The organism is Escherichia sp. F1, from assembly GCF_046764225.1.
Taxonomy (GTDB): domain Bacteria; phylum Pseudomonadota; class Gammaproteobacteria; order Enterobacterales; family Enterobacteriaceae; genus Escherichia; species Escherichia coli.
Genome location: NZ_CP177202.1, coordinates 955500 through 971378 on the forward strand (window position 1 = coordinate 955500; position 15879 = coordinate 971378).

Here is a 15879-nt window from a genome sequence, read left to right on the forward strand (position 1 = left end):
GTAATTATTCGGTTGCCAGCCAGCTTAACGGGATTGCAGCGTACATCGCGGCACAGGTCACCAGGTGAGATTTCCAGGTTTTTTCGTTAGGTGCATGCGCTTCAGGTTCTTTACCCGGGCCAAAGCCGATCACCGGAATGCCGTGACGGCCCATGATAGATACGCCGTTAGTTGAGAAGGTCCACTTATCAACAACCGGCGCTTTGCCAAACAGACCTTCGTAGGCATTCACCAGTGCTTTAACAGTGAAGTGATCTTCTTCCACTTTCCAGGTCGGGAAGTAGCATTCGGTTGGGTAAACCAGGCCAGTCCAGGACGGACGGTCGTAGTTGTACATAGAAACAACCGCGTTAGCTTTCTGTACCGCAGGCAGGGCGCGGATTTCGTCCAGCGCGCCTTCCCAGGTTTCGCCCCAGGTCAGACGACGGTCGATTGAAACTGCGCAGCTATCTGCTACAGCGCAACGGCTTGGGGATGTGAAGAAGATTTCAGAAACGGTGAGGGTGCCTTTGCCGAGGAATTCATCATAGCCCAGGCGCTGGGAGAGTTCTTGTAATTCGCCAAGAATCGGACCCATTTTGAAAATGGCGTTGTCACCGCGTTCTGGTGCAGAACCGTGGCAGCTAACACCTTGAACATCAATGCGAATTTCCATACGACCGCGTTGACCACGGTATACCTGGCAATCAGTCGGTTCAGTACTGACCACAAATTCCGGGCGAATGCCGGATTGTTCAATAATGAACTGCCAGCACAGACCGTCGCAGTCTTCTTCCTGCACCGTACCGGTAACCAGCAGGGTATATTCATCTTCCAGACCGAGGTCTTTAATGATTTTACCGGCATAAACCATAGATGCCATGCCGCCTTCCTGGTCGGAAGTACCGCGACCACCGATCAGCTCATCAGTTTCCATGCCTTCGTACGGATCGAAGTCCCAGTTTTTGATGTTGCCAATGCCGACGGTATCAATATGAGCGTCCATTGCCACCAGACGCGGGCCGTGGCCGATATAACCGAGAACGTTGCCCATCGGGTCGATTTCAACTTTATCGAAGCCGACTTTTTCCATCTCTTCTTTAATACGATGTACTACGCGTTTCTCGTCGCAGCTTTCACTGGGAATAGCAACCATGTCGCGCAGGAAGCGAGTCATATCCGCCTGGTAATCTTTTGCTTTTTCAAGAATCAGTTTGAATGGAATATTCTTAGCCATTATTTTTCTCCAGATTTTTTACTCCCCGTTTTGCAGGGAGCAGTTCCAATAGGGTGATTAAGGTGCTACAGCGTGTTTGCCTTCCCAGACAACTTCGCGGTAGTGCTTCACGTCGGTGTCGCCTTCAGTGCTGATAACCAGCACCACGGCATCTTTGTTCAGCGCCAGTTTTTCCATCAGGCTTTGACGTTGTGGGTGATAATGAACCGCTGCGAGAACGCCCAAACCGACAGCGCCGGATTCGCCGGAGATGATGCGCGGGTCGTTGCCGTACGGATTACCCAGCACGCGCATACCTAATGCGGCAACGCTGTCCTGGCAGGAGATGAATTGGGTGGCGCAGTTACGTAGAATTTCCCAGCCCAGCGGGTTAGGTTCGCCGCAGGCCAGACCCGCCATGATGGTGGCCATATCGCCGCCAACGTTGACGATGTCGCCTTTGACGCCGGAGCGATAAATACAGTCAGCTTTGTCAGGTTCAACAATAATGCTGTGCAGATTTTGCGGGCTATAGACGTCGACCAGATAACCCAGCACACCACCGGCCATTGCACCGACACCAGCTTGCAGCAGAACGTGCGTCGGGGTTACGCCCATTTCACGCATTTGCTCGACGGCTTCATCTGCCAGTGTTGCATAGCCTTGCATGATCCAGGTTGGGATTTTGGTGTAACCTTCCCAGGCGGTATCTTGCACCACTTCCCAGCCGTGCTGCTGCGCGTGTTGCATGGTCAGGCGAACGGTATCGTCATAGTTCATATCCGTGACGATGCACTCGGCACCGAGGTTCAGAATGGCGTCAACGCGTTCCTGAGCAGAACCTTTCGGCATGTAAATCACCGCATTCTGTCCGAGTTGCTGCGCTGCCCACGCCACACCGCGCCCGTGGTTGCCGTCGGTGGTGGTCGCGAAAGTCATTTTTTCGCCGATGGCATTTTTCAGGTGCTCAAATGACAGCGTTTCGATATCAAGATGATATTTTTCACACAATAATTGAGCGATGGCGTATGCACCGCCGAGCATTTTGAAGGCGTTCAGACCGAATCGTTTTGATTCGTCTTTGACGAGAATTTTCTTCACACCAAAAAGGTTTGCGAGATCGTCCAGCGCACAAAGCGGTGTTGGGCGATAACCAGCAATTTTCTGGTGGAACTGGCGCGCCAGTTTGGCCTGGCTTTGCGAAAAGAGCGGTGATGTTTCGCCGTTGAAAAATTTGTTATCGGCGATATCAATCTTCAATGAGAAAACGGACATATCCTATCCTTTTGGCCTCTGGAAATAGAGGGCCGACCAGCTGATCGGCCCGAGGGGTTATTTCACGCGTTCTTGCGCTTCTTTCAGCAGTTGCTCGAGCAGTGCACCTGGTTTGGCGTATTTACGGGACAGGATCATCGCGGCGATGATATAAGGCTTCCAGCTGGCTTCTTTGTAGGTCGCGATACGGTATTTTTCGAATACGCCTTCAGTCACTTCACCTTCTTTGCAGGATACGCCGCTGATATCAGCTGGCAGGCAGTGCATGTACAGGGCTTCGCCATCACGGGTCAGTTCCATCATCTCTTCGGTGCAATGCCAGTCTTTGTGCTGAGCGTTCTGCGCCAGACACTGTTTTTCCAGTGCTTTTAAGCCTTCGTGATCGTTAGCGCGCAGCAATTCAGTACGCTCTTCCATCACTTTGTAAGGTGCCCATGACTTCGGATAAACGATGTCTGCGTCTTTGAAGGCTTCTTCCATGCTGGTGACCTGACGGAAGCTACCGCCAGAGGCTTTAGCATTGTTTTTCGCCACTTCAACGACATCCGGGATCAGGTCGTAGCCTTCCGGATGGGCCAGGGTGACATCCATACCGAAGCGAGTCATCAGACCGATGATGCCTTGTGGTACAGAGAGCGGTTTGCCATAGCTTGGGGAGTAGGCCCAGGTCATGGCGATTTTTTTACCTTTCAGGTTTTCCAGTGAACCAAAGTGTTCACGTAACCATGCGAGGTCAGCCATTGACTGAGTCGGGTGGTCAATATCGCATTGCAGGTTCACTAAAGCCGGACGCTGCGGCAGTACGCCCTGCTTGTAGCCGTCATCAAGTGCAGCGCCAACTTCACGCATATAAGCGTTGCCTGCGCCCAGATACATATCGTCACGAATACCGATGGCATCGGCACAGAAGGAGATCATATTGGCGGTTTCACGCACGGTTTCGCCGTGAGCGATTTGTGATTTGCCTTCGTCGAGATCTTGCTGTGCAAGGCCGAGCAGGTTAAGCGCGGAAGCATAAGAGAAGCGGGTACGGGTGGAGTTGTCACGGAATACGGAAATACCTAATCCACTATTAAAGACTTTGGTTGAGATGTTTTCAGCACGCAGTGCTTTTAATGCTGCGGCAACGTCCAGTACTTGTTTCAGTTCATCTGGCGTCTGTTCCCACGTTAACAAAAAATCTTTCTCGTGAAGGTGAGAGGTCAGCGAATTGATATCCTTAATCAGCTCATTAACAGTTTTCATCATAAAGTCCCGGTAGTGGAATGACAGGCAAAGAGGTTTATTTCACTGTGACTTGCCAAAGTGATTGGTGTTTTCACAGCTATACCTGGGACTAACAATAAGTGTGCCAGAATTATCCACGGGGCTGCAAAAGACTAATTTGACGGATAATGTGTGGGGTTGATCACAAATTGATGCCAGCTTCCGGTTGTTTGTAAAATACGAAAACGTTTGGCTTTTTTTATTGCGTTATTTATTTGCTGCTAAGTATCAGAAATAAGATAAAGGGGCAGGCTATCCCTCGTCAGTTTGATAAACTCACCGCCGTAATTCTCATATTGATATAGAAATGTGATATCTCTTCCATAATTTCATTAGAAAGTGATAAAAATCTTATGTTTTTATCAAAGCCAATTTCGCCTGAGTTAATATCATCATGATCTGTGAACCATCAACGTCTTCAATGATCGACTTTTAAGTAAGTCTGGAAGGTAAAGCTATGGAGCTTGCTACTACGCAGTCAGTACTGATGCAAATTCAACCGACAATTCAGCGTTTTGCCAGAATGCTTGCCAGCGTGTTGCAGCTTGAGGTTGAGATCGTTGATGAAAACTTGTGTCGCGTCGCCGGAACGGGCGCGTATGGGAAGTTTCTTGGCCGCCAGTTGAGCGGCAACTCACGCCTGCTTCGCCACGTCCTGGAAACGAAAACTGAAAAGGTTGTGACACAATCTCGCTTCGATCCCCTTTGCGAAGGTTGCGATAGTAAAGAAAATTGCCGTGAAAAAGCATTTCTGGGTACGCCTGTCATTTTACAGGATCGTTGTGTTGGGGTGATAAGTTTGATTGCCGTTACCCACGAGCAACAAGAACATATCAGTGATAATTTACGCGAATTTTCTGATTACGTTCGCCATATATCCACCATTTTTGTTTCGAAACTTCTGGAGGATCAGGGGCCAGGAGATAACATCAGTAAAATATTCGCGACCATGATCGATAATATGGATCAGGGCGTTTTAGTTGTTGATGACGAAAATCGGGTTCAGTTTGTTAATCAGACTGCCTTAAAAACACTCGGTGTTGTGCAAAATAATATTGTTGGGAAACCTATCCGTTTCAGACCATTAACATTTGAGAGTAATTTTACCCATGGACATATGCAGCATATTGTTTCGTGGGACGATAAAAGTGAATTAATCATTGGTCAATTGCATAACATTCAGGGCCGACAATTATTTTTAATGGCGTTTCACCAATCGCATACCAGTTTTTCTGTAGCAAATGCACCTGATGAACCGCATATTGAACAATTGGTTGGCGAGTGCCGTGTTATGCGGCAATTAAAACGACTCATTAGCCGTATTGCACCCAGCCCATCCAGCGTTATGGTGGTTGGTGAAAGCGGCACGGGTAAAGAAGTCGTCGCCCGTGCAATCCATAAGTTGAGCGGAAGACGGAATAAACCCTTTATTGCTATCAACTGTGCCGCGATTCCGGAGCAGCTTCTGGAGAGCGAACTGTTCGGTTATGTTAAAGGCGCATTTACTGGCGCTTCTGCCAACGGTAAAACAGGGTTGATTCAGGCGGCGAATACGGGCACGCTGTTTCTCGATGAAATAGGTGATATGCCATTAATGTTGCAGGCTAAATTACTGCGCGCTATTGAGGCGCGTGAAATTCTGCCGATTGGTGCCAGTAGCCCAATACAAGTCGACATTCGCATCATTTCTGCAACTAACCAGAATTTGGCCCAGTTCATTGCCGAAGGTAAATTCCGCGAAGATCTCTTCTACCGACTTAATGTTATCCCGATAACTCTGCCACCGCTGCGTGAACGTCAGGAAGATATTGAACTACTGGTGCATTACTTTTTACATCTGCATACCCGTCGTCTGGGATCGGTTTATCCGGGCATTGCTCCCGATGTCGTCGAAATATTGCGTAAGCATCGTTGGCCCGGAAACCTGCGCGAGTTAAGCAATTTGATGGAATATCTGGTTAACGTGGTTCCTTCAGGTGAAGTTATCGACAGCACGCTATTGCCGCCAAATCTGCTGAATAATGGCACAACGGAGCAAAGTGATGTAACAGAGGTCAACGAGGCGCACCTGGCACTCGATGATGCGGGCGGCACGGCGCTGGAGGAGATGGAAAAGCAAATGATCCGCGAGGCGCTTTCACGTCATAACAGCAAGAAGCAAGTTGCTGATGAACTGGGCATCGGCATTGCTACGCTCTATCGCAAGATTAAGAAATATGAGTTGTTAAACACATAACCTCAGTGAATCCGGCCTGAATTCAGGCCGGATACCCTTTTACTTCGTTTTCTCGCAATCCAGAACTGTATTTACAATCATCTGATACCCCGTGCAGCGACAAAGATTTCCTGCCAGTCCGCGACGAATTTCCGTAATGGTTAATGGCTTCTCGCGTGGTTTCGCCAGCATTGCTGTGGTAGCCATAATCAGGCCAGGCGTACAAAACCCGCACTGCACTGCGCCGGATTTCGCATAAGCCTGCTGAACATGAGAAAGTTTTCCGCCTTTCGCTTCACCTTCCAGCGTGCGGATCTCTTTTCCTTCAGCCCAGGCGGCAAGGTATAAGCAACTGTCTATTGCTGTGCCGTCGACCAGCACCGTACAGGCACCACATTCACCCACGCAGCACCCTTGTTTGACACTTAACAGTCCTTGATCGCGGAGTAATTCCGAGAGCGGCATGCCTGGTGCGGCGTGAAGCTGAAAAGGCATCCCGTTAATGGTGCATTCGATGATAATTGTTTCGCTGTGATTCATTGCAATTTTCCCCCCGCCGCGGCGACGGCTTCGCTAATCACTTTTTTGGTCATCGTCTGGATGAGATGCAGACGAAACTCTTTACTGGCCCGCCATGAAGAACGCGGGGCGACATCCTGCAGGACTGATTCGCTGATGGCTTCCAGCGTTTGCAGGTTTAATGGCGCATTTTGTGCAGTCTGTTCGGCATGTTGGCAGCGAATCGGCGTTGGCGCGGCAACACCAAATGCCAGACGTAATTCGCTGAAATTGCCGTTATCCAGTCGGCAATGTGCGGCGCAGCCAATCGTTGAAATATCCATTGCGTCGCGCATGGCATATTTAAAATGCGCGCTGCCCACGTGTTCTTTCGGTTGGGGCGGAAAATGAAAGGAAACAAGGATTTCGTCATGCTCAAGAGACACTTTGCCCGGTCCAGTGTGAAAGCCATTAATCGGGACGAAACGAACACTGCGTGGGGAGTGGATCTCCAGTTTCGCGTCATAAATGAGCGTTGGCGTGGCAGAATCTGCGCTGGTGGCACCGTTGCAAATATTTCCACCGTAGGTAGCGACGTTACGGATCTGCGGTCCAGCAATGGACGAGGCCGCAGCACATAACGCCGGGAGAAGACGTTGAGTTATAGGATCTTCAATGAGCTGGGTAAATGTCGTTGCAGAGCCGATACGTATCGAGCCATCTTCCGCCAGCGTAATTCCCCGCAGCTCCGCCAGATTATGAATATCAACAATATGGCGATAACGGTCATTGTGATGGTGGAGCTGAATCAGTACGTCAGTGCCACCGGCGAGCAGTTTGGCCTGCGGGTTGTCAGCCAGCAGGTTGATGGCATCGGCAAGGGTTGCTGCGCGATGGTAAGAAGCAAAATCAAACATGATGTTATCCTCAAATCAATCCTGCCAGATGGAACTCTTCATATAACCGTTTTGGCGTCAGCGGCAGTGTATTGATTGCAACACCGGTAGCCATCTTCACCGCGTTACGAATAGCAGCGGCAACAGGAATTATTGGTGGCTCACCCAGTGACTTATGTCCGTATGCGGATTGCGGCTCATTGATTTCGACGAACGCGCTTTCCAGTTGTGGCAGATCCGGCATGGTCGGCATTTTGTAATCCAGCAGGTTGGGGTTACGGACCACGCCGCTTTTCGCATCAATGATCATCTCTTCAAATAGCGCCCAGCCAATGCCCATTCCCATTCCGCCGTGTACCTGACCTTCTGCCAGTAGCGGATTAAGAATATGGCCCGAATCATGAACGTTGAGGATGCGGTTGATGGTGACTTTGCACAGCGCAATATCGATCGTCAGATCAACAAAGGTACAGCCAAACGCTGGTGGGTTAGTGGTGGTTTTGATGGAGCTTTCGGCAGAGAGCTGCCCGCCGCGTTCAGGGTGGTAGAAGGCATCCATCGCCAAATCTTTTAACGACATTAACGGCTCTTCCGGTCGTTCAACCAGCACGATATAGCCTTTTATCAAGGTAAGATTCATCGCTGACTGATGTAGCATGACAGCGGCGTGAGCGATGATTTTCTCCTTTAATAACAGTGCCGCACTGCGCAGCGCGGGCGCGGCAACATAGCTCTGGCGCGAGGCAAATGCACCGGGATCGAACGGCGTAACGTCGGTATCTTGTGTTGAAATAACGCGAACGTCGCTGACCGGAACCCCCACGGTTTCTGCCACCATTTGCGAGAACACGGTGTCGGCACCCTGGCCGATTTCCGTGGCACCACTCTGTACGTTGATGGTTCCATCCTGATTCATCAACAGGCGCGCGCCAGCAATTTCTACGCCGACAGGCCAGGTGTTAGAGGTGTAGCTAAAACAGGCGACGCCAACGCCGCGGCGTAAATTGCCTTGCTGGTTCTGGCACTCTGCACGGCGTTTTTCCCATTCAAAGATTTTCCGGCCTTTTTCAAGACACTCCGGCAACCCTGCGCTGTAAATACGTTTGCCTGTGAGCGGATTAGCATCTCCTTCGCGGGCGGCGTTGCGGAAACGAATTTCAACAGGATCAATACCTAACGCTGTCGCGGCGTCATCAAGCATAGACTCAACGGCAAATACGACTTGTGGCGCGCCATAACCACGCATCGCACCAGCCGAGGGGAGGTTGGTATAGCAGGTCTTTGAACTGTAAGCGTAGGCACAACGAGGATAAAGGTAAGCGACTTTATTCCCCCCTGCAGAAGCGATGGAGTGCCCGTGAGATGCATAAGCGCCGGTGTTAGACAGAACATCCAGACTATAACCTTTCAATGTTCCGTCGCGGTTCACGCCCATTTGCCCGTCAATAGTAAAAGCGTGGCGGGTACGGGTTGCGAGGAAACACTCTTCACGGCTAAGGGAAACTTTCACCGGAATGCCGCCAAGCTTGCTGGTCAGGAATGCCGCCATTGGCTCTTCCAGTACATCCTGTTTATTACCAAAACCGCCACCGACAAACGGTTTGATGACTCGTACGCATGACCAGGGAATATTCAGCGCCTGACCAACCACACGGCGAACAATGTGCGGGATCTGGGTGCTGGAAACGATGGTAATTCGCGAGTCATCCTCCATCCATGCCAGCGATGTCACGCTTTCCATGTGACAATGTTGAATGACCGGCGTCTGATAGTGCCCCTGCACCTGGTAATCGGCGGCATCGATTGTTTGTTGGACATTACCCGTCGACATCGAGCTTTGTTTTAGTAAATTGCCGCCGTTATGGATTGGTGCAGCGTCATCTGCCAGCGCCGCTTCTGGCGTGGTGATAACGGGTAATTCTTGCCACTCAATGCTGACCAATTGCGCCGCTTTTTCTGCCGTGAGTTCATCACGGGCCACGACGATGGCAACGGCGTCACCATGATGACGAACATGGCGAGTTAGCAGTGCGCGATCGGCGGTATCGCGCTTGTTTTCGTCAAGTGTCCAGGCATGCCCAGCTGTAGCGAATGGGATATCAGGTACATCTTCCCAGGTAAAAATCGCCAGTACGCCTGGTAAACTTCTGGCTTGTTCATCATTAATACTTACGGCATAACCATGTGCGATAGGGCTACGTACATATTTCGCGTAACACATGCCCGCCATAACATAATCGTCAGTATATCGTGCCTGCCCGGTGACCTTAGCAATGGCATCGACGCGCATGCAAGATTCACCCGTAGCGGTTGCTTCCCGCGCTTCCATAGAAATCCCCTCGATTTGAACATTTGGTTCTTATGGCAAAGATTTAGTCTAAGCAGGCAAGATTTACGCCAGAAACGACGATAAGCGTTAGGGGAGGAAGGAAGTGTGATGACGTTAAAAAAACACAGATATGATACGAAACAGGACTCTGAATAGGGGCAGTGATACGTATCAATATGAGTGGCGATAAAATCAATGTGATAAATCAGGATTATTACGCATCAGGATGGGAAATAGGGTAAAAAAGTCAGGAAATTCGATACCTCTGCAGCGAATATTTTGCTGATGATACTTCCCTTTGCCAAATGAAATTAACCTCTTTCTCTATTACCGCGTTTTTCGAGAAGCAAGAGATTGGGTATCCAGAGGCTGGCTGCTATGATATGGCGTCTTGTTTTTTAAGCGAGGAAAGATTTTGAGTGCGGGACGCCTGAATAAAAAATCTCTGGGTATCGTGATGTTGTTATCGATTGGACTGCTTTTGGCGGGCTGCTCGGGTAGCAAATCATCCGATACAGGAACGTATTCCGGCTCCGTTTACACCGTGAAACGGGGGGATACGCTATATCGTATTTCGCGCACCACGGGAACCAGCGTAAAAGAGCTGGCGCGACTGAACGGCATTTCCCCCCCTTACACCATTGAAGTTGGTCAGAAACTAAAACTGGGTGGGGCGAAAAGTAGCAGTACACGTAAATCAACCGCCAAATCAACGACCAAAACCGCATCGGTTACACCGTCATCAGCAGTACCGAAATCTTCCTGGCCGCCAGTAGGGCAACGTTGTTGGTTATGGCCAACGACAGGGAAAGTTATCATGCCGTATTCGACAGCTGATGGCGGCAATAAAGGGATTGATATCTCAGCTCCACGGGGTACACCTATTTACGCCGCGGGTGCAGGAAAGGTGGTGTATGTGGGCAACCAGCTGCGTGGCTACGGTAATCTCATCATGATTAAACACAGTGAAGATTACATTACGGCTTACGCCCATAATGACACGATGCTGGTAAATAATGGGCAAAGCGTGAAGGCTGGGCAAAAAATCGCCACTATGGGGAGCACTGATGCGGCATCGGTTCGCCTGCATTTCCAGATTCGTTACCGTGCAACGGCAATTGATCCGCTACGTTACTTGCCGCCTCAGGGCAGCAAGCCAAAATGCTGATGGCGAATTAATCAGCAGTCAGCAGCGCGGCACTTGCTAAGGAGAGCGTAAGGTTTATAATGCCTTACGCATCTCGAAGCGGGCGTAGTTCAATGGTAGAACGAGAGCTTCCCAAGCTCTATACGAGGGTTCGATTCCCTTCGCCCGCTCCAATTTATCTTCACCTCATCAACCTGCCATTTTTGTTGTATCTGATTTTCTATATTATCTTAATTCAATCGCTTCAGACTTTTCGCAATCGCCGTAATACTTCCCCATTTTTTTGTAAATAAAAGCGTTTACACAATGCAATCCATTTGTAACAACCCAGGTAAAACACCTTATTTTCAAGTTGTTAAATAAGTGGTTATCTACGCTTTTAACAAACGATTGATGGAATCTTTTATGAAAGGGAAATCTACATTAACTCTTCTGCTCGCTGGTATATTTTCATGCGGCACATGCCAGGCGACAGGGGCAGAAGTGACGAGTGAATCTGTATTTAACATTCTTAATTCCACGGGGGCAGAAACTGATAAAAGTTATTTATCGTTAAATCCAGATAAGTATCCTAATTATCGTCTTCTGATTCACTCAGCCAAATTAAAAAATGAAATAAAGAGCCACTATACCAAAGACGAAATTCAAGGATTGTTAACATTAACAGAAAATACACGAAAGTTAACGTTGACGGAGAAACCCTGGGGAACATTTATTCTTGCTTCTACTTTCGAAGATGACAAAACAGCGGCAGAAACCCACTATGATGCTGTCTGGCTGAGGGATAGTTTATGGGGCTATATGGCATTAGTATCAGATCAGGGAAATAGTGTAGCCGCAAAAAAGGTTCTGCTCACTCTGTGGGATTATATGTCTACGCCCGACCAGATTAAGCGGATGCAGGACGTCATTAGCAACCCAAAACGACTGGATGGTATTCCTGGGCAAATGAATGCTGTACATATCCGATTTGACAGCAACTCCCACGTGATGGCAGATGTGCAGGAAGAAGGCAAGCCGCAGCTGTGGAACCATAAACAAAATGATGCTTTAGGTCTTTATCTTGATCTCCTTATACAAGCCATCGACACTGGTACTATTAACGCTGAAGACTGGGAAAAAGGTGACCGATTAAAATCGATTGCGCTGCTGATTGCTTATCTGGATAAAGCCAATTTCTATGTTATGGAAGATTCCGGAGCGTGGGAAGAAGATGCCAGATTAAACACATCTTCCGTTGCACTGGTGACCTCTGGACTGGAACGTTTGTCGAACTTACTCTCGAAGAAAGACTCTGTTTTTGTCTCTGATTTACTACGCGAAGCTAAAGCTAATGAACTGGATGAACCTCTTTCAACAACGAGGTTGAACCACCTCATAGATAAAGGTTATGAAAGAATAACGTTACAGCTTGATTTAGGGGGAGAATCCCCAGGTTATCTGGAAAAAGATAAACATTACAGAGAAGCCGATGCGGCTTTACTTAATGTTATTTATCCTGCAAATCTTTCAAAGATAAATACCAGAAGAAAAGAGCAAGTTCTAAAAATAGTTAAAAAACTAGCAGGTCCGTATGGTATAAAAAGATACGAGAAGGATAATTATCAGTCGGCAAATTTTTGGTTCAATGATATTAAAACTGATACCGATCAAAATTCACATGCGAAAAGAGAAATGAGCTTCATTCCATCAACAGAAGCAGAATGGTTTTTTGACTCATGGTATGCAAAATCAGCAGCAATTGTTTATAAAGAATCAAGAAAAGAAGAGTATTTGAATGACTCAGTGCAATTTATGAATAGATCATTGGCCCAAATAACAGGCGAGAATATGATTGGTGCAAATGGCAGGAGTGTACCTGAAATGGCACTTCCCGAAAGCTATAACTATATCCACAAGTCGGGAACTTTGCATGAAGCGCCAAGCCCTATCATTCCGCTAAATTGGTCGAAAGCTTCAATGACTCTCATGTTGAAAGAGATGTCCAACCTTATCAATGATGAGGGAAATAAATAGTTTTCATAATGAGGCGGTCCTGGATTAAAAGGACCGCTCAAAGAGAAATCGTAAGGGAGGTAAAAGTGATCAATAAATTACTGTTAGCTTACCTGATAGGTCTGGTTGTGACATCGACCTTAATATTTATCTTCTCGGAAGAAAAAGTAACATATCGGTTGTTTGCTGCAGTAATTACAGGGTTGACCTGGCCGCTTAGCCTCATTCCATCCATCATAAGTCTCATGATTCGTAAATCCGACTAACAAGAAAATTATATGAACGATTAAGAAAAATAGAATCGAAAAAGAGAATAAAATATATGCGGGGAGTAACAAAACACTCGCAGTGCGTTAATGTGTAACTAACAAATATGATTTTTATTGAAAATAGTCACCAAACAAGTGTTATAAGAAATACGGGGTATGTTTAAGTAAAACATATAAACAGTTGCAATTCTGTATATGGACAGAATGACTTACTACTGTAAGTGGCTGATAGCTATTCGCTCATAACAAAATCATTATTTTATAAATAGGAATCATCACTTTTTAATCATGTTTTTATTGCAAGTTTATGGAGAATGAGAATATGGAATAAGGAGATGAAACATGATTGAAGAAGGGCTGTTACTTCCAATGAATGTTTTGCTTCAAGGACAGAAGTTAACCCTACTGGACCCTGAAATGTGGTTCTTACGGGGAAATGAAAACAAGGATGTAACCCTTGTTATTACGATTGGTAATAACCATCAAAAATTAATGGTAGTGGAAGACATATTACTGCTCATTGACCGAAGCCAAATTGAGGTAACTGCAGGGAAAGTAATTTATCATCCACTTCGCATTGATATCCTGAGTAAATTATTAGCTTTTATTGATGAATCAACGGGGAGTGTGGAAAGGGAACACCATGAGTTGTTTGCTGATGCCTTGCCCTTTGCATCAGAAGTTGTGCTATTCAGTAAAGTTGCAAGTGAAGCCTGGTTTTTAGCCACTTATCTGAGCAGCGATAATATTAATGAAATTCTGTTTCAGCATCTAAGAAAAACAGAATGCTATAAACTGGTTCGCTATTTATTATCGCAATCGCTCATACAGACTTCACTCTATGATCTTGGTGAGCTTTACGGCGTATCGTATTCACATTTTCGCCGTTTATGTAGTTATGCATTGGGTGGTAAAGTTAAAACGGAATTATGTGGCTGGAGAGTTGCCAGAGCCGTGTTGGAAATCATTGAAGGAAACAGTGATATGACAACTATTGCGCATAAATATGGCTACTCATCCTCATCACACTTTTCAGCCGAAGTAAAAAGCCGGTTAGGAAAAACACCGAGAGAACTATGTAAAAAGTTATGAAAATAAAATTACGTATTACTATTATATTAATTTCAGCCTTATGCATTTTTAATGGATTATTGACTCCTGGTGCATATGCCGCAACAGCGAATGGATACGTAGCAAATAAAGAAAATCTACGTAGTTTTTTTGAAACGGTTTCATCATATGCGGGTAAGCCTACAATAGTAAGTAAGCTTGCCATGAAGAAACAGATCAGCGGAAATTTTGATTTAACCGAACCCTATGCCTTGATTGAACGCCTGTCGGCGCAGATGGGACTTATTTGGTACGATGATGGCAAAGCTATTTATATCTATGACTCATCAGAGATGCGTAATGCGCTGATTAATCTGAGAAAGGTATCGACGAATGAGTTTAATAATTTTTTAAAAAAATCGGGTCTGTATAACTCTCGTTATGAAATTAAAGGGGGCGGCAATGGTACTTTCTATGTATCGGGGCCACCAGTTTATGTTGACCTGGTTGTTAATGCTGCAAAATTAATGGAGCAAAACAGTGATGGCATCGAGATCGGACGCAATAAAGTAGGGATTATTCACCTGGTCAACACATTCGTTAATGATCGGACTTATGAATTACGTGGCGAAAAGATAGTTATTCCTGGCATGGCAAAAGTACTATCGACGTTGTTAAATAATAACATTAAGCAAAGCACTGGGGTTAACGTACTTTCTGAAATTTCAAGTCGTCAACAACTAAAAAACGTATCACGTATGCCTCCTTTTCCTGGTGCTGAAGAAGATGATGATCTACAAGTAGAGAAAATAATATCGACAGCTGGAGCGCCAGAGACTGACGATATACAAATTATTGCATATCCTGATACCAACAGTTTACTTGTTAAAGGAACAGTATCTCAGGTTGATTTTATCGAGAAGTTAGTAGCTACACTCGATATTCCAAAGCGACACATTGAATTATCTTTATGGATAATAGATATTGATAAGACTGATTTAGAACAGTTAGGAGCTGACTGGTCGGGCACGATAAAAATTGGATCCAGCCTAAGTGCATCATTTAATAATTCAGGTTCAATTAGTACCCTGGATGGGACACAGTTTATTGCAACAATACAGGCACTTGCGCAAAAAAGAAGAGCCGCCGTTGTTGCGCGTCCTGTCGTTTTAACACAGGAGAATATTCCTGCTATATTTGATAATAACCGTACTTTCTATACTAAATTAGTCGGCGAGCGTACTGCGGAGTTAGATGAAGTAACCTATGGTACGATGATTAGCGTGCTACCACGATTTGCTTCACGAAATCAAATTGAATTACTCTTGAATATTGAAGATGGCAATGAAATCAATTCCGACAAGACCAATGTTGATGATCTGCCTCAGGTTGGTAGAACGCTTATAAGTACTATTGCGCGCGTGCCTCAAGGGAAAAGTCTTTTGATTGGTGGATATACACGAGATACGAATACCTATGAAAGTCGTAAGATCCCAATATTAGGCAGTATTCCATTTATTGGTAAATTATTTGGATATGAAGGAACAAATGCGAATAACATCGTTCGTGTCTTTCTTATTGAGCCAAGAGAGATCGATGAGCGCATGATGAATAATGCGAATGAGGCTGCGGTTGACGCCAGAGCAATAACACAGCAAATGGCAAAAAATAAAGAAATCAACGATGAATTACTACAGAAATGGATAAAAACTTACCTGAATCGTGAAGTCGTCGGAGGATAGTG

The 15879-nt window shown here is 46.4% G+C and carries 12 protein-coding genes and 1 tRNA gene; 7 read left to right on the plus strand and 6 right to left on the minus strand.

Annotated elements, in window-relative coordinates; translation table 11 throughout:
- Positions 1-4 precede the first annotated feature (4 nt).
- Genes ACK8NJ_RS04555 through ygeW form a run of 3 tightly spaced genes read right to left on the minus strand, consistent with a single transcriptional unit; the run spans position 5 to position 3715 of the window.
- Entirely contained in the window at positions 5-1216 is a 1212-nt protein-coding gene (locus ACK8NJ_RS04555; protein WP_021564567.1) for a YgeY family selenium metabolism-linked hydrolase, read from the minus strand.
- 57 nt (positions 1217-1273) lie between these two features.
- Positions 1274-2470, minus strand: coding sequence for a diaminopropionate ammonia-lyase (gene dpaL, locus ACK8NJ_RS04560; RefSeq protein ID WP_000110493.1), 1197 nt, complete (start codon positions 2468-2470; stop codon positions 1274-1276).
- A 57-nt stretch (positions 2471-2527) separates the two neighbouring features.
- The gene (gene ygeW, locus ACK8NJ_RS04565; protein ID WP_000859787.1) at positions 2528-3715 is read right to left on the minus strand and encodes a knotted carbamoyltransferase YgeW; all 1188 of its coding nucleotides are present in this window, start codon (positions 3713-3715) and stop codon (positions 2528-2530) included.
- A gap of 478 nt (positions 3716-4193) precedes the next feature.
- On the opposite strand from ygeW, the gene ACK8NJ_RS04570 reads away from it, so the two are divergent.
- On the plus strand, positions 4194-5972 hold the full coding sequence (locus tag ACK8NJ_RS04570) for a sigma-54 interaction domain-containing protein (RefSeq protein WP_000417794.1): 1779 nt from the start codon (positions 4194-4196) through the stop codon (positions 5970-5972).
- 39 nt (positions 5973-6011) lie between these two features.
- Here ACK8NJ_RS04570 and xdhC read toward each other — a convergent pair whose 3' ends face one another.
- From xdhC to xdhA, 3 genes are read right to left on the minus strand one after another with little or no spacing between them, the layout of a single operon-like run.
- Complete coding sequence (xdhC, locus tag ACK8NJ_RS04575; protein WP_001016583.1) at positions 6012-6491, minus strand: xanthine dehydrogenase iron sulfur-binding subunit XdhC; 480 nt, start codon at positions 6489-6491, stop codon at positions 6012-6014.
- Complete coding sequence (gene xdhB, locus ACK8NJ_RS04580; protein WP_000459165.1) at positions 6488-7366, minus strand: xanthine dehydrogenase FAD-binding subunit XdhB; 879 nt, start codon at positions 7364-7366, stop codon at positions 6488-6490. Before xdhB ends, xdhC begins: the two co-directional genes overlap by 4 nt.
- Positions 7367-7376: 10 nt before the next feature.
- Entirely contained in the window at positions 7377-9674 is a 2298-nt protein-coding gene (gene xdhA / locus ACK8NJ_RS04585) for a xanthine dehydrogenase molybdenum-binding subunit XdhA (protein ID WP_411962163.1), read from the minus strand.
- A 415-nt stretch (positions 9675-10089) separates the two neighbouring features.
- Here xdhA and actS point away from each other — a divergent pair, with 415 nt between their 5' ends.
- From actS to sctC, 6 genes are all read left to right on the plus strand, one after another.
- Positions 10090-10842, plus strand: a complete 753-nt coding sequence (gene actS / locus ACK8NJ_RS04590) for an amidase activator ActS (protein ID WP_001587386.1) — start codon at positions 10090-10092, stop codon at positions 10840-10842.
- A gap of 78 nt (positions 10843-10920) precedes the next feature.
- Positions 10921-10994, plus strand: a tRNA-Gly gene (locus tag ACK8NJ_RS04595).
- A gap of 220 nt (positions 10995-11214) precedes the next feature.
- On the plus strand, positions 11215-12837 hold the full coding sequence (locus tag ACK8NJ_RS04600) for a glycoside hydrolase family 15 protein (protein WP_411962164.1): 1623 nt from the start codon (positions 11215-11217) through the stop codon (positions 12835-12837).
- A 65-nt stretch (positions 12838-12902) separates the two neighbouring features.
- Positions 12903-13082 carry a GhoT/OrtT family toxin gene (locus ACK8NJ_RS04605; protein ID WP_001305821.1) on the plus strand — a complete coding sequence of 60 codons (180 nt, stop codon included), beginning with the start codon at positions 12903-12905 and terminating at the stop codon, positions 13080-13082.
- Between the two features lie 345 nt (positions 13083-13427).
- The gene (locus ACK8NJ_RS04610) at positions 13428-14177 is read left to right on the plus strand and encodes a helix-turn-helix domain-containing protein (RefSeq protein ID WP_000568782.1); all 750 of its coding nucleotides are present in this window, start codon (positions 13428-13430) and stop codon (positions 14175-14177) included.
- Entirely contained in the window at positions 14174-15877 is a 1704-nt protein-coding gene (gene sctC / locus ACK8NJ_RS04615) for a type III secretion system outer membrane ring subunit SctC (protein ID WP_000694681.1), read from the plus strand. Before ACK8NJ_RS04610 ends, sctC begins: the two co-directional genes overlap by 4 nt.
- Positions 15878-15879: the final 2 nt, after the last annotated feature.

What these genes read in the sequence shown, in the direction of transcription:
- ACK8NJ_RS04555 (WP_021564567.1), bottom strand. Translation starts at nt 1,216, where the DNA reads ATGGCTAAGAATATTCCATTCAAACTGATTCTTGAAAAAGCAAAAGAT.
- dpaL (WP_000110493.1), bottom strand. Translation starts at nt 2,470, where the DNA reads ATGTCCGTTTTCTCATTGAAGATTGATATCGCCGATAACAAATTTTTC.
- ygeW (WP_000859787.1), bottom strand. Translation starts at nt 3,715, where the DNA reads ATGAAAACTGTTAATGAGCTGATTAAGGATATCAATTCGCTGACCTCT.
- ACK8NJ_RS04570 (WP_000417794.1), top strand. Translation starts at nt 4,194, where the DNA reads ATGGAGCTTGCTACTACGCAGTCAGTACTGATGCAAATTCAACCGACA.
- xdhC (WP_001016583.1), bottom strand. Translation starts at nt 6,491, where the DNA reads ATGAATCACAGCGAAACAATTATCATCGAATGCACCATTAACGGGATG.
- xdhB (WP_000459165.1), bottom strand. Translation starts at nt 7,366, where the DNA reads ATGTTTGATTTTGCTTCTTACCATCGCGCAGCAACCCTTGCCGATGCC.
- xdhA (WP_411962163.1), bottom strand. Translation starts at nt 9,674, where the DNA reads ATGGAAGCGCGGGAAGCAACCGCTACGGGTGAATCTTGCATGCGCGTC.
- ACK8NJ_RS04600 (WP_411962164.1), top strand. Translation starts at nt 11,215, where the DNA reads ATGGAATCTTTTATGAAAGGGAAATCTACATTAACTCTTCTGCTCGCT.
- ACK8NJ_RS04610 (WP_000568782.1), top strand. Translation starts at nt 13,428, where the DNA reads ATGATTGAAGAAGGGCTGTTACTTCCAATGAATGTTTTGCTTCAAGGA.
- sctC (WP_000694681.1), top strand. Translation starts at nt 14,174, where the DNA reads ATGAAAATAAAATTACGTATTACTATTATATTAATTTCAGCCTTATGC.